Source organism: Micromonospora sp. 050-3 (assembly GCF_046549335.1).
In the GTDB taxonomy this organism is placed as follows: Bacteria; Actinomycetota; Actinomycetes; order Mycobacteriales; family Micromonosporaceae; genus Micromonospora; species Micromonospora trifolii.
Map to the genome: position 1 here is coordinate 2,704,144 of NZ_JAJPVX010000002.1, position 13,682 is coordinate 2,717,825.

11 protein-coding genes are annotated in these 13,682 nt (G+C 72.1%); all 11 read left to right on the forward strand.

Translation table 11 applies throughout. From position 1 onward, the window contains the following. Positions 1–90 precede the first annotated feature (90 nt). The 11 genes from ACLJOK_RS27510 to ACLJOK_RS27560 all read left to right on the forward strand — a co-directional run bounded on the left by ACLJOK_RS27510 (position 91) and on the right by ACLJOK_RS27560 (position 13,644). Positions 91–1,797, forward strand: a complete 1,707-nt coding sequence (locus tag ACLJOK_RS27510) for a glycosyl hydrolase (RefSeq protein WP_410821438.1) — start codon at positions 91–93, stop codon at positions 1,795–1,797. Positions 1,798–2,019: 222 nt separating this feature from the next. Beyond that, positions 2,020–3,957 carry a hypothetical protein gene (locus ACLJOK_RS27515; RefSeq protein ID WP_410821439.1) on the forward strand — a complete coding sequence of 646 codons (1,938 nt, stop codon included), beginning with the start codon at positions 2,020–2,022 and terminating at the stop codon, positions 3,955–3,957. Between the two features lie 127 nt (positions 3,958–4,084). Beyond that, positions 4,085–4,603: an acyltransferase gene (locus ACLJOK_RS27520; protein WP_181518689.1), complete on the forward strand. Its 519-nt coding sequence runs from the start codon at positions 4,085–4,087 to the stop codon at positions 4,601–4,603. Next, entirely contained in the window at positions 4,596–6,194 is a 1,599-nt protein-coding gene (locus ACLJOK_RS27525) for a lipopolysaccharide biosynthesis protein (RefSeq protein WP_410821440.1), read from the forward strand. Before ACLJOK_RS27520 ends, ACLJOK_RS27525 begins: the two co-directional genes overlap by 8 nt. A 68-nt stretch (positions 6,195–6,262) precedes the next feature. Further along, positions 6,263–7,555 carry an O-antigen ligase family protein gene (locus ACLJOK_RS27530; RefSeq protein WP_410821608.1) on the forward strand — a complete coding sequence of 431 codons (1,293 nt, stop codon included), beginning with the start codon at positions 6,263–6,265 and terminating at the stop codon, positions 7,553–7,555. Further along, positions 7,552–9,189 (forward strand): lipopolysaccharide biosynthesis protein, encoded by a 1,638-nt coding sequence (locus tag ACLJOK_RS27535; protein WP_410821441.1) that lies wholly within the window; start codon positions 7,552–7,554, stop codon positions 9,187–9,189. Before ACLJOK_RS27530 ends, ACLJOK_RS27535 begins: the two co-directional genes overlap by 4 nt. A gap of 8 nt (positions 9,190–9,197) precedes the next feature. Next, on the forward strand, positions 9,198–10,100 hold the full coding sequence (locus ACLJOK_RS27540; RefSeq protein WP_410821609.1) for a sulfotransferase domain-containing protein: 903 nt from the start codon (positions 9,198–9,200) through the stop codon (positions 10,098–10,100). Further along, positions 10,097–11,359 (forward strand): hypothetical protein, encoded by a 1,263-nt coding sequence (locus tag ACLJOK_RS27545; protein ID WP_410821442.1) that lies wholly within the window; start codon positions 10,097–10,099, stop codon positions 11,357–11,359. Before ACLJOK_RS27540 ends, ACLJOK_RS27545 begins: the two co-directional genes overlap by 4 nt. Positions 11,360–11,573: 214 nt before the next feature. Next, positions 11,574–12,053, forward strand: a complete 480-nt coding sequence (locus ACLJOK_RS27550) for a UDP-N-acetylglucosamine--LPS N-acetylglucosamine transferase (protein WP_238679818.1) — start codon at positions 11,574–11,576, stop codon at positions 12,051–12,053. Continuing rightward, on the forward strand, positions 12,050–12,724 hold the full coding sequence (locus ACLJOK_RS27555) for a glycosyltransferase (protein ID WP_410821443.1): 675 nt from the start codon (positions 12,050–12,052) through the stop codon (positions 12,722–12,724). The genes ACLJOK_RS27550 and ACLJOK_RS27555 overlap by 4 nt, the downstream gene beginning before the upstream one ends. Then, positions 12,721–13,644 (forward strand): glycosyltransferase family 2 protein, encoded by a 924-nt coding sequence (locus ACLJOK_RS27560; protein WP_410821444.1) that lies wholly within the window; start codon positions 12,721–12,723, stop codon positions 13,642–13,644. Before ACLJOK_RS27555 ends, ACLJOK_RS27560 begins: the two co-directional genes overlap by 4 nt. The last annotated feature ends 38 nt before the right edge of the window (positions 13,645–13,682 follow it).

Sequence of the window (13,682 nt, forward strand, 5' to 3'; positions counted from 1 at the left end):
GACGCGCTTACGGAAAACTGTCCTACCTGCCACATGTCCTGGTCATCGATACGCTGCTCACCGTTACGGACGCAGACACAGGGAGTTTCCTTGACCAGGCACGGACTGCACCGCATCACCCGGTTCCGCTCCGGACCCCGGCGTAAGGCGATTGCCATCGGCGTGGTCGGCGGTTCGGTGGTGGCCGGCATCGTGGCGACCATGATGCCGCTGCTGGCCAGCGACGACCTGTCGATCCGGGCGGCGGCCGACACCACCGCCACCGCGGTGTCGCAGGACGGTGACAACGCGGCCAAGTCGACGCTGGCCACCTGCGCGGCGCGCTGCGACGGCAACCCGCGCGGTGGCCGCGAGGCGGTCATCGAGTTCGCGGTGACCACGGTGCCGGCCACCGCGGTCAACATCCGGGCGACGCTGCGGGTGCACGCCTGGCAGCAGTTCGCCGCCACTGTGACGGCGCACGCGTCGCCGCTGAGCGCCCGCGAGTCGCGGCCTCCTGTGACGTCGGCCGGTGCCGCGCTGGACAGCGTGACCGGTGTGTCCAAGGGCGTCAACGAGTGGGACGTCTCCAAGTTGGTCACCGGCAACGGCACCTGGACGGTCTCGTTGGCGCAGAGCGGCCTGGAGAGCCGGATCTACTGGGCGTCGGTCGAGAACCGCAACCCGGACCTGCGACCCAGCCTGCTGATCAGCTACGACCTCGGGGCCCGGCCGTCGCCGGTGACGACCACCCGGCCGGCACCGCCGCCGTCACCGAGCGCGTCGCCGACCACCGCCGCGCCGAAGCCGTCGCCGACCATCGCCCCGACCCGGACGGCGACCCCGAGCGCCAGTGGCACCCTGCCGTCGGGCAAGTGTGGCTCCGTCTCGGACAAGCTCGTCCCGTCCTGTGGCGCCTGGTGGGGCATGTACTCGCCCGCCGGGGCGGCCGGCGGCTGGGACCACGGCAAGGCCGTCACCGACGTGGAGACGCAGGTCGGGCGCAAGTTCGACATCGTGCACCGCTACCACGACTTCTCCAACGCCGGCAGCAACGGCGCCTTCCCCGACGTGTACGAGTCGCAGCAGATGCGCGAAGGCCGGCTGATGTTCTTCGCCTGGGAGTCCCGTGACTTCTCCGCCGGCACGACCCTCAAGTGGTCGGACGTCTACGGCGGCAAGCAGGACGACACCATCGACGCTGTCGCGGGCCGGATCCGCGCTGCCGGCGTCCCGGTCTTCATCGGCTTCGACCACGAACCGGAGGACGAGCCGAACAAGGGCAGCGACGCCGACTTCGTCCGGGCCTGGCGCTACGTCCACGAGCGGTTCGCCAACGCGGGCGCCACCAACGCGGTCTGGGTCTGGACGATGATGGGTTGGTCCGGGCACTACTCCCGGTACGCCGGCCTGTACCCCGGTGACCAGTACGTCGACTGGGTGGCCTACGACCCGTACAACTTCCACGTCTGTAACGGCAGCACGGTGTGGAAGAGCCCGAGCACGACTGTGGGTGGCTTCTACCGGTGGCTGGACGACAACGGCATCGGCGCGGGCAAGCCCCGGATGCTCGCCGAGTTCGGCACCAACTTCAACTCCGCCGACCCGGGCGCCAAGCAGCGCTGGTTCCAGGAGTTCCCGGCGGCTCTGAAGGCGCACCCGAAGATCAAGGCGGCGATCTACTTCAACTCGGCCGGTATGACCAGCCGCACGTCGACCTGTGACATGACGATGAATCACGACGCGTCGGCGGTGGCCGGCTTCACGCAGGCCGGGCAGGACCCCTACCTGCGGCAACCCACCGGAGGTAACCGCTGACGTTCGAAACGGGCTGACCGGACGGCGTTCGCCGGGGGGTCGGACAACCGATCCTCCGGCGTTCTGTCGGCTTGCGGATTCATGCACCGCCCAATCGGCGGATTTTGTTAACCAGGCTGGACGAGGCACGCTACCTCGGGTTCTCATCCAATCTGGAGGCGCAGCGTGCCCAAACTCTCGCACTTGTGGCGTTTTGCAGGACGACGTCGTACTCGGGCGGGGATGGTCGCGTTGGCGATCATCGCCGCAGCTCTGGGCGTGCCCACGACCGCGTCGGCCGCTGTGGTGCCGGTCCCGACCACGGCGACCCTGGTGTCGGCGAACCCCGCCGACGCGACCCCGCACGCCCGAGACGGTGAGACCCGTGCCTTCGCGCAGGTGGGCAACACGGTCTTCGTCGGCGGCAGCTTCACCCAGCTCCGGCAGACCGCCAGTTCCGCGTGGATCACGCAGCGCTACCTCTTCGCGTACGACCGGACCACCGGCACCATGTCGACCACCTTCCTGCCGGTGCTCGACGGCGCGGTCAACACGCTGCTCGCCGGCCCCGGCGGCACGCTGATCGTCGGCGGCACCTTCAAGAACGTCAACGGCGTCTCCCGCAAGAACCTGGTGGCGCTCAACCCGTCCACCGGCGCGATCATCAGCAGCTGGGTCGGGCGCTCCGACGGCGGCACGGTCCGTGACCTGGCGCTGCACGGCAACTGGCTGTACGTTGCCGGCGCGTTCAACTGGCTCAACGGCACCGCGCACTCCGGTCTCGGCCGGCTCAACGCGACCACCGGCGCGATCGACCCGAGCTTCAGCATCGACGCCACAGTGGGACGGCACAGCACCACGTCGTACGTCTGGACCATCGACGTCGCGCCGGACGGCAACACCCTGGTCGTCGGTGGCAACTTCACGCTCGTGAACGACCTGCCGCGCAACCAGATGGCGTTGGTGGACGTCTCCGGGACTCCCACGGTGCTCGACTGGAGCACCGACAAGTTCGTCCCGCCGTGCGCCGCGCCGACGACCTTCGTGCACTACGTGCAGGACGTGAAGTTCGGTGGCGACGGCAGCTGGTTCGTGGTCGGCACCAACGGCGGCGCCGGCTGGCCGGCCGCGTACTGCGACGCCTTGGTCCGCTTCGAGACCGCCGCGCGGGGCTCTGCCCTGCTCGCCACCTGGGTCGACTACACCGGTAACGACACCATCACCTCGGTCGAGGTGGCGGACAACGTCATCTACCTGGGCGGGCACTTCCGCTGGGTCAACAACCCGAACGCCAGCGACAACGCCGGCCCGGGCGCTGTCGACCGCCTCGGCATCGCCGCCGTCACTCCGGCAACCGGCATGCCGGTGAACTGGAACCCGCGCCGTAGCGGCAGCGCCTCGATGCCGTCGGGCACCAGCAACTGGGGTTCGTCGGTGCCGGTGCTCTGGCGCGGCTCGGACGGCCTCTACTTCGGGCACAACTCCGATGGCATGGGCGAGGAGTACCACGGCCGGCTCGGTATGTTCCCGCTCGCCGGCGGACGCACCTTCACGCCGAAGAACCCGCCGTCGGCCACCACCGGCAACCTCTACCTCGGCACCGCTTCGGGCACCGTGGAGAAGGTGCCGTTCAACGGCACCGCGCTGGGCACCGCGACCAGCGTCAGTCAGCCCGCGTACACGGGGGCCGGCGCGACCTGGCGGGTCGACGACCGGATCTACTGGTCGCACACGGTGGCCGGCACGCCCACCGGCAGTCGGATCGACATCTCCCTCTTCAACGGAGGCGCGATCGGCTCGCCGTGGGAGGCGTCCGGCTACAACGACTGGTACAACCCGGCGTTGCTGACCGGCGCCTTCTTCCTCGACGGCCGGCTCTACTACACCCGTACCGGGGCGAACAGCCTCTACTACCGCTACTTCGAGATCGACGGCAACTACCTGGGCGCCACCGAGTTCGCGCTGCCGACCACGGGTGTGACCTGGTCCGCGGTGCGGGGCATGGCCTGGGTGGGCGGCCGGATCGTCTACGGCTCCACCGACGGCGCGCTGCGGAGCGTGCCGTTCGACCCGACGGCCGCTCCGAGCGCGGCGGTCGACGGCACCACGGCGACCGTCATCAGCAACGCGACGCCCGAGTTGTCCTGGTCTACCCCATCGACATTCTTCTCCGTACAGTAAGGGTCAACCGTTCGTAACGGAGCATCGGTAGATTGTTCACGTTGGGCCGGTGGCGGTACCACCGCCGCCGGCCCGCGACGGTGGGGGAGGGTCGTTGCTCGGCGCCGTTGGCATCCGAACGAGACGCGTGGTGCGTCTGGTCTTCGCGGTCAAACGCGGCTGGTATCAGCTCCGTTACCGACGGTTGACGCTCGGTCGGGACGTGGAGATCCGTGGCCGGATCCGGCTGCGGCGCGGCGTGCGGGTGACCATCGGTGACCGCACCCGGTTGAACAAACTCGTCCGCTTCGCCGGCCCCGGCGAGGTACGCGTCGGCGCGGACTGTCTGCTGAACGCCACCTGGATCGGCACCTGGACGTCGGTGACGGTGGGGGACCGGTGCCTCCTGTCGGACTGCGAGCTGCTCGACAACGACTTCCACAACCTGCCCCCCGAGCAGCGGCACGCACCGCCCGGCCCGCTCACCCGTGCCCCGATCGTTCTCGAGGACAACGTCTGGGTCGGTGCGCACGCACTGGTCCTGAAGGGCGTGCGGGTCGGCCGGGACAGCGTCGTCGGCGCGGCGACGGTGGTCCGCACCGACGTACCACCCGGCGTCGTGGTCGTCGGTAATCCTCAACAGACGGTGAAGAAGTTCCATGACTGATGCAGCGCCCGCCCCATGGCCCACGGACGGCCCGTCCTCCGGCACCTCACCTGCCGTGACACTGACCGACCTGCTGCGGGTGCCGATGCACCGGTTGCGGTTGGTGGCGGCGGTCGCCATGGTCGGTCTGCTCGCCGCGCTCGGCTACGTGCTGCTGGTGCCGGCGGCGCTGTCCGCGAGCGCCGTGGTCGCGGTCCGGCCGGTGGTGACCGACGCCTTCACCCCCAGCGGCGCGGGCGCCGACCGGGCGGTCAACATGAACGTGGAGAGCGGCATCGCCACCGGCACCGAGGTGGTGCAGCGGCTCGCCGACTCGGCCGGCGGCGACCCGCGGGACATCCGTGACGCGCTCGAGGTCGAGGTGCCCACCGGCGGGCAGATCCTGCGCTTCACCTACCAGGCGCGCGAGTCGCACCAGGCCGTGCAGAGCGCCAACATGGCCGCCGAGGCCTATTTGAGCGTGCGCCGGGCCATGTACGAGCAGCAGCGCGCCGAGATGCTGCGCTCCTACGACGCCAGCATCACCAAGGTCGCCGCCCAGCAGACCGCGTTGCAGAAGCGGGCGAACACCGCCAAGGACACCGCCGCCGGTGACGCGCTGGTGGCCGAGCTGGCCGGGATCAACAACCAGCTCACCCAGCTCAACGCCGCCCGGACCGAGATCGCTGCGGTCGACGTCAACCCCGGCTGGGTCACCCAGACCGCCGAGAAGGCGCTGGTCACCTCCGCCGGGCACCGGCCGCTCTACCTGGTCGCCGGCCTGCTCGGTGGCGCGCTGATCGGCATCGTTCTGGCGTACCTCTGGGAGTCGACCGACCGGCGGGTCCGCTCGGTCGCCGACGGCCGGGAAGCCTCCGGCCTTCCGCTGCTCGGCACCGTGCGCCGGCCGGCGTTCCGGGGTAGCCCCCGGGCGGTCGACGCGGACATCCGGTACGTGGCGATGGCGGTCGCCGAGCGGGTCCGGCAGCCGGCCCGGGTGGCGCTGGTCACCGCCAGGGAGGACGCCACCGCGCTCACCGCCGGGCTCGCCGTGGCGCTAGCCGTGGACGGCCGGGAGGTCTTCGTCGCCGACGACAGCGGACGGATCGAGCGGCTACGGGCCACCGTTCTCGCCGACCGGGGGCGGCTGCCCATCGACCCGTCCCGGCCGCTGGTGCCCAAGCCCCGGCCGGCCGGCAGCACACCGGCCGCCGCTGCCGCCACGGAGAGCACGCCCGCCCGCCGGCCCTCCCCGCATCCACCCGGCGCCCGTCCGTCCACCGACCCCGACGCCACCCTGACGTTGCCGCGGGTGTCGTCCGCCCGTTCGGAGAACAGTCGCGTCGTCACCCCCGACGAGGTTGCCGTGGGTGTGGGCAGTGTCCGGTTCGGCACCTGGCGACAGGGCGCGGACCACGGCTTGGTCCTGTTCAACGCCCCACCGGCCGAGTCCGACGAGCGTGGCGTGGCCGTGGCCCGGCAGGGCAGCGCTGTGGTGGTCGTGGAGCGGGACCGCACCCGGCAGAGCGACCTGCGACGCCTGGTGGAGCGGCTGCGCGCCGCGGGGGTCACCCCGCTGGGCTTCGTGCTCACCCGGAACGGCCGGGCCTGAACGTGTCGGTGACCCGCGCCCCGGCGACCGAACCACCACCCGGAGGCGCTCCGCAGGAGGCCGCGCCGGTGCCGCCGTCCGCGCCGCCGCAACTGCCGCTCTGGCCACTGTCGATGATGTTCGGCCTGGTGCCGCTCTGGTGGCTGTTCGGTGCGTTCTATCTCGGCTGGCCGCTGCTGGGTGCGCTGCTGTTCGCGTTGCTGCTCACCCGGGGGCGCGTGCCGCTGCCTCCGGCGGCCGGTATCTGGCTGCTCTTCCTCGCCATCGTGGTGGTCAGCGCGACCCAACTGTCGTCGCCCGCCTCGCTGCTCACGTTCGCCCTGCGACTGGCCTTCTACCTGACCGCGCTGGTGGTCGGCGTCTACGTCTACGCGGCCGCCCGGGAACGCGCCAGCCTGGTGGCGGTGCTCACCCCGCTCTGCGCGTTCTGGTTCGGGCTGGTGGCGCTGGGATGGCTCGGGGTGCTCGTGCCCCGGCTGGCGATGACCACCCCGATGGAGGTGCTGCTGCCCGGCGGGGTGGCCAACACCCCGTTCATCCAGGACATGGTGCACCTCACCACCGCTGAGTACAGTGCCCGATCGCTCAACCCGATCTACCGGCCGGCCGCGCCGTTCGCGTACACCAACAACTACGGCAGCGCGTACGCGATGACCCTGCCCTGCGTGGTGGCCTTCGCGATGCTGCGCCGGCAGGGGCTGCTGCGCTGGGCGCTGCTGGCGTCGCTGCCGCTGTCGCTGGCGCCGGCGTTCCTCACCCTCAACCGGGCGATGTTCCTCAGCCTCGGCGCCGGGCTGGCGGTGCTCGGGGTGCGGGCCAGCCTGCGCGGCAACATCCGGGTGGCCGCGTCCATCGTCGGGGTGGTGGTGATCGGCGGGTTGGCCACGCTGTTCATCCCGATCACCGAGCTGATCAGCAAACGGGTCGACTCCAGCGACACCAACACCGACCGGCTCTCGCTCTACACCGAGGTGATCCGCCGGGTGCAGGAGTCACCGTGGTTGGGCTACGGCGCTCCGGTGAACGTCGACACCGTGTCGGCGGCCGCGCCGATCGGCACCCAGGGGCAGCTGTGGATGGTGCTGTTCAGCCACGGCGTACCCGCGCTCATCTGCTTCCTGGCGTGGTTCGTCGCCGCCGCGGTGATCTGCGCGCGGGCGACCTCGGCGGCCGGGCAGTGGCTGGCGGTGGTGCCGGTGGTCTGCATCGTGCAGGTCCCGTTCTACGGCATGGCCAACCAGAACCTGGCGGTCGCGTTCTTCGCTGTCGCCTTCGCGATGGCGCTGACCGAACGCGAGCGGCTGACCCGGTCGGCCGGGTCGTCGCCGACAGCCCTACGGACCGCGCCGGTGCCCGCGTGACCGCCGCGACCCGACCATCGGCCGGTGCCGGCGAGGGCCGGCCCACGCCCGCCGCCGTCGAGGATCAGGCCGCGGCGTCGCCGGCCGGGGACGACGGCTCGGCCGAGACCCGCCGCAGCGCGCGTAGCGGCGTGGCCGGCCTGCTCGGCGCGGCCACCAGCGGCCTGTTCGGGTTCGTGCTGGCCGTCGTGATCACCCGGGGCTACGGCCCGGCCGGCGCGGGCGCGTTCTTCGCCGCGATCGGGGTCGTCACAGTGGCCACCGCGATCTGCACGCTCGGCGCGGAGACCGGTCTGATGTGGGCGCTGCCCCGCCGCAGCACCGGCGTGCGCGGTGACGCGGCCCGGGTGCTCCCGGTGGCGCTGATTCCGCCGCTGCTGACCGGGCTGCTGGTCGCCGGCGCGGGCGTGCTGGCCGCCGACGCCCTCGCGCCCCGGCTGCTGCGTGGCTCCGGCGCGAGCGGCGACGCGCTGCTCACCGTCACGTTCGCCGCGGTGCCGGTGGTGGTCGCGATGACCCTGCTGCTGGCCGCGCTGCGCTGCGTACGTCCCATCCGGGCGTACGTCGGGGTGCAGTTCCTGCTGCTGCCGGTCGCCCGCCCGGTGCTGGTCGGCGCGGCCGCGTTGGCGGGTGGTGGTCTGCTCGCCGGCATGACCGGCTGGTTGGTGCCGGCGGCGCTGGCGCTGCTGGCCTGCCTCACCCTCGTCGCCGGCCCGCTCGGGCTGGGCCGGGGCGCGACGCTGCGTCCGCGCCGCGCCGACTGGTCCACGTTCTGGCGCTTCGCGCTGCCCCGGGCCGCCTCGGCGGCCATCGACGCCGGCAGCATGTGGGTGGGGGTGCTGCTCACCTCGGTGCTGGCCGGGCCGGCGGACGCCGGTGTGTTCGGTGCCGTCGGCCGGTACGTGCTGGCCGGTCAGCTGGCCATGCAGGGGCTGCGGGTGGCGGTGTCGCCGCAGCTGTCCCGGCTGCTCGGGCGGGGCGAGCGGGCCGCGGCGGCGGCCGTGCACCGGCAGTTGACCACCTGGGGTCTGGTGCTGTCCTGGCCGGTGTACCTGCTGCTGGCGGTCTTCGCGCTGGCCTTCCTCCAGCTGTTCGGGCCGGAGTTCACCGCCGGTGTGCCGGCGATGACGGTGCTCGCGCTGGCGATGCTGGTCAACACCGGAGTGGGCAACGTGCAGAGCCTGCTCCTGATGGGCGGACGCAGCGGGCTGCACCTGATCGCCACAGTGGCCGGGCTGACGGTGACCGTCTCGCTGGGTCTCTGGCTGATCCCCCGCTACGGCGCGACGGGCGCGGCGGTGGCGTGGGCGGCCGGCATCGCCACCGAGAACCTCACCGCCGCCGGGTTCGCCCGGTCGGTGGTTCGCGAGCCGCTGTTCGACGCCGCGATGGTGCGTGCCGCGGCGGCCACGATCGCCGGTGTGGGCCTGGCCGCCGGGGCCGGCGTGCTGGTGGGTGGTCGTGGCCTGCCCGGCCTCGCGGTGGCGCTGGCGGTGCTGCTGACCGGCTGCGTCGGCATGTTGACGTTGCCCCGGGTGCGCGCCGGCATCCGGGGGACCATGAGGCAGATCCGTGGAGGGGACAACGCGGCCGCGGCCGCCGAGCCCACCTCGGCATCGACGAGAGGCAGGTGAGGTTCGTCGTGGTGTCCATGCGTGACCGGGTCAAGCAGTTGGTTCCGACCCAGGTGACCACCCGGGTGAAGGAGTCGCTCGTCGACTACGGCGTCCGCACCAGCGATCGCCGGCCGCTGCCGGACTTCCTGATCATCGGGACCAAACGGGGTGGCACCACCTCCCTGTGGAACTACCTCATCCAGCACCCGTTGGTGCCCCGGCTCTTTCCCGCGTGGAACACCAAGTCGGCGCACTACTTCGAGGAGCACTGGGGTCGCGGCGAACCCTGGTACCGCTCGCATTTCCCGACCGAGCGGCAGCGCGAGGCCCTGGCCAAGCGGCACGGTGGGCCGGTTCGGGTCGGCGAGGCCGCCCCGCTGTACATGTTCCACCCGCTCGCCGCGGAGCGGGTCGCCGCGCTGATGCCGACGGTGAAGCTCATCGTGCTGCTGCGGGACCCGGTGGAGCGGGCGTACTCGCACTGGAAGGAACGCCGCACCCACGGCATCGAACCACTGGACTTCGCCGCCGCGCTGGCGGCCGAGCCGGAACGCACCGCGGGGGAGCGGGAGCGGTTAATCGCCGAGCCGGAGTCGTTCAGCGAGCCGTACGACTGGTACACGTACCGGGCCCGGGGGCGTTACCTGGAGCACCTGGAGCCGTGGCTGGAGCGCTTCGACCGGCAGCAGATCCTCTTCCTGCCCAGCGAGGACCTGTACCGCGACTCGCGGGCGACCTACCGGCGCACCCTGGACTTCCTCGGCCTGCCGGCGTACGACCTGCCCAACTTCAAGGTCTACAACGATCGGCGCTCCGCACCGCTGGAGCCGACAGTGCGCGCTGAGCTGACCGACTACTACCGGCCGTACAACGACGCGTTGCGCCAACGGCTCGGGCTGGACCTCGACTGGGCGGACCGGGCGGCGTGACGACCCGGGTGGGCCCGGCCGCCGACCCGCGTTCGCGGGTGGACGGCCTGGGTTGGGTGAGCCGCGCGGTCTTCCCGGACGACCGGGTCGGCCTGACCGTGGCCGGCGCCCTGCCGGCCGGTCACCAGGCGGTGGCCCGGTACGCGGTGGTGCCGTCGGTCGCCCGGGCCCGGTTCCTGGTGCCGTTGGGCGCGCCTCGGGCCGGGGCGGCGTCCCTGTTGGCGTACAACGCCCTGCGGCCACCGAAGGTGCGTGCGCTGCGGGCGGTGCTCGGCGGGCTGGCCCGGTTCGGTCGGGTGGGGCTTGCGCCCTTTCCGACGTTGACCGTCTCGGTGCCGGCCGGGGTGCCGGCCGCGGAGCTGTTGCTGAGCGAGCGGCTCTCCGCGGACCTGGGTGACACGCCGCTGCTGGCCGCGTTCGGGGTCCGCCCACCCGATCCGAACGGCAAGCCCACCCTGCAACTCTTCAGTGCCGACGGGCGTCCGCGTGGCTACGCGAAGATCGGCTGGAACGACGCGACCCGCGCGCTGGTCAGCGCGGAGGCGGCGGCGCTGCGGGCGTTGCGCGGGGTGGTCGGCGTCGCCGACCACCCGACGCCACCGAGGCTGCTCACCGAGACGTCGTGGGCGGGCCAGGTGGTAGCGGTGATCGAGCCGTTGCCCCCGGCGGTACGCGGTGTGCCGGTGGACGACCCGCCACGGATCGCGGCGCTGCTCGCGGTCGCCCGGCGGGGCGGCCCGGTGGGTACACCTCGACCGTTTGTCGACTCGACCTTCCTGCACCGGCTGGCCGATCAGGCCGGCCGGGCCGCCGCGACCGAGCCGACCGGCGCGCGGGCGGTGGCCGCGGTCTCGGCGCTGGCCCGCCGGCATGGCGACACCAGCGTCGAGTTCGGTCACTGGCATGGTGACTGGGTGCCGTGGAACCTGGGCTGGCACGCCGGCCGGTTGGTCGCCTGGGACTGGGAGCACAGCGGGCCGGACGTGCCAGTCGGCTTCGACCTGGCGCACGACGCGTTCCAGCGGTCCCTCGTGCTGCGGGGGGAGCCGGCGGACGCTGCCGCGTCGGCAGTGGACGGGTATCTGAGCCGGCACGGCGAGCGGCTCGGTCTCGACGCGGCGCAGCGCCGGCTCGTCGCCGACGCGTACCTGGTGGAGATGTGGTTGCGGACGTGGCGGCTGGCCGACGCGGGTGCTGGCTGGAACGCCGCACTGCATCCCGCACTTCTGGACGTCATCGAGAAAAGACATAGCGGCTGATCTGGAGGAATCGCGGCGACGACGGCGCGCCGCAGAGTGACGACAAAATCGCAGGTGGTGATGACGATCGATGGACCTCGGACGTTCGGCGCACCGAATCGCCCGCTGTGGAGATCGTCATCTCGGCCGGTCGCGCTATTCAACGACCGGGGATCGTGTGATCTGCTTCTGCCTGGCGTGAACTGAAATTCCAAGCGAACTTGTGGGGAGTCGCATGGACACGAACAACGACGACAGTGGGGCGCCGGTGCTGCTGCTGGTCGGCTCCAGCGGCGGCCATCTGGCCCAACTACTGGCCCTTCGGCCCTGGTACGAACAGCAGCGGCGCTGCTGGGTCACCTTCGACACCCCGGAGGCGGTGTCGCTGCTGGCCGGCGAGGACCTCGTGCCGGCGCACCACCCGACCACCCGCAACGTGCCGAACCTGCTGCGCAACGCGCTGCTGGCCTGGCGGGTGCTGCGGGCCCGACGGGTCGCCGCCGTGGTCACCACCGGTGCCGGGGTGGCGGTGCCGTTCGTGGTGCTGGCCCGGCTGCGGCGCATCCCGACCGTCTACATCGAGGTGTACGACCGGATCGACACCCCGACGTTGACCGCTCGGCTCTGCCGGCCGTTCCTGTCCGCGATGCTCGTGCAGTGGGACGAGCAGCGCCGGCAGTACCCCGAGGCGACAGTCGTCGGGACGCTGCTGTGACCGGGGAGACGGGCACCGCCCGGCGTCCGCAATCCCGGCCGGCCACCGAGGCGGCCCGCCTGCCGCGCCAGCGCGACAGCTCGGCGGTCGCCCAGCTCCGACTGCTGGTCGCGGTGGGCACCGACAAGCACCCCTTCGACCGGCTCGTTGACTGGGTGGCGCAGTGGCACGCGCAGGCCGCCGGCCCGATCGGGCTGACGGTGCAGCACGGGCACACCAACGCGCCCCAGCTGACCGGCGCGGTGCCGTTCCTCGGCCACGACGAGTTGCAACAGGCGATGATCGATGCGGACCTGGTGGTCTGCCACGGTGGTCCGGCGACCATCCTGGAGGCCCGCCGGCATGGCCACCTGCCGATCGTGGTGCCCCGCGATCCGGCGCGCGGTGAGCACGTCGACAACCACCAGCTTCTCTTCGCCCGCCGGCTCGGCGCCGCCGGGTTGGTGGCGCTCTGCGAGACCCGGGAGGCCCTGCACGACGCGTTGGCCGCCGGGGTGGCCGACCCGTCCCGGTACGCGGTGGCCGCCGACCCGGAGGCACATGAGGCACGACGGGCGACGGTGGCCCGGGTCGGGCAGATCGTCGACGACCTGGTGGCCCGTTCGGCCCCGCGCCCACCCCGGTGGCGGGCCTGGTCCCGGCCGCGCCCGGGTACGGAGGAGATTCGATGACCCAGCATCCGAGCGTCAGCGTCGTGGTGCCCACCCGGGACCGCCCCGAGCTGCTGCGGGCCGCGGTGCACGCGGCCCTGGCACAGGACTACCCGGGCGTGATCGAGGTCGTCGTGGTGTTCGACCAGTCCACCCCGGACGAGTCGCTGACCGAGCTGGGAAGCGACCCGGCCCGCGTGGTGCGGGTGATCCGCAACGCCCGTACTCCCGGGTTGGCCGGTGCGCGCAACAGTGGCACCCTCGCGGCCGAGGGCGAGCTGGTCGCGTTCTGCGACGACGACGACGAGTGGCTGCCCGGCAAGCTGGCCGCCCAGGTCGACGCGCTGGCCGGCGATCCGGCCGCCGAGTTCGTCTGCTGCGGCATCCGGGTCAACTACGACGGGAACACAGTCGACCGGGTGCTCGACAAGGACCGGATCACCCTGGACGACCTGCTACGCGACCGGATGACGGAGCTGCACCCGTCGACCTTCCTGATCCGCGCCACCGCCTTGCGAAACGGGTTCGGGCTGGTCGACGAGGAGATCCCGGGCAGTTACGCGGAGGACTACGAGTTCCTGCTGCGGGCCGCGCGCAGCGCGCCGCTGATCAACCTACGGACGCCGTCGGTGCTGGTCCGCTGGCACAAGCGTTCGTACTTCGCGCAGCGCTGGGACACCATTTCCGAGGCGTTGCAGTGGTTGCTGCGGCGCTACCCGGAGTTCGCCAGTCAACCGGCCGGCGAGGCCCGGGTGGCCGGGCAGATCGCGTTCGCCCAGGCCGCCTCCGGCGACCGTCGGGGTGCGCTGCGCTGGGCCCGGCGCACCCTGCGGAGCAACCCCCGCGAGCCGCGCGCCTATCTAGCCCTCGCCGTCGCCGGTCGGGTGGTCAGGGCCGACGCGGTGCTGCGCACCCTGCACAAGCGCGGTCGGGGGATCTGAGCCGCCGCCCGCGTGAGCGGGCGGCGGCGTCCGCTGGG

Bases quoted from the DNA above. Each gene is read 5' to 3' on its own strand.
- ACLJOK_RS27515 (WP_410821439.1), top strand. From the start codon at position 2,020: ATGGTCGCGTTGGCGATCATCGCCGCAGCTCTGGGCGTGCCCACGACC.
- ACLJOK_RS27525 (WP_410821440.1), top strand. From the start codon at position 4,596: ATGACTGATGCAGCGCCCGCCCCATGGCCCACGGACGGCCCGTCCTCC.
- ACLJOK_RS27550 (WP_238679818.1), top strand. From the start codon at position 11,574: ATGGACACGAACAACGACGACAGTGGGGCGCCGGTGCTGCTGCTGGTC.
- ACLJOK_RS27560 (WP_410821444.1), top strand. From the start codon at position 12,721: ATGACCCAGCATCCGAGCGTCAGCGTCGTGGTGCCCACCCGGGACCGC.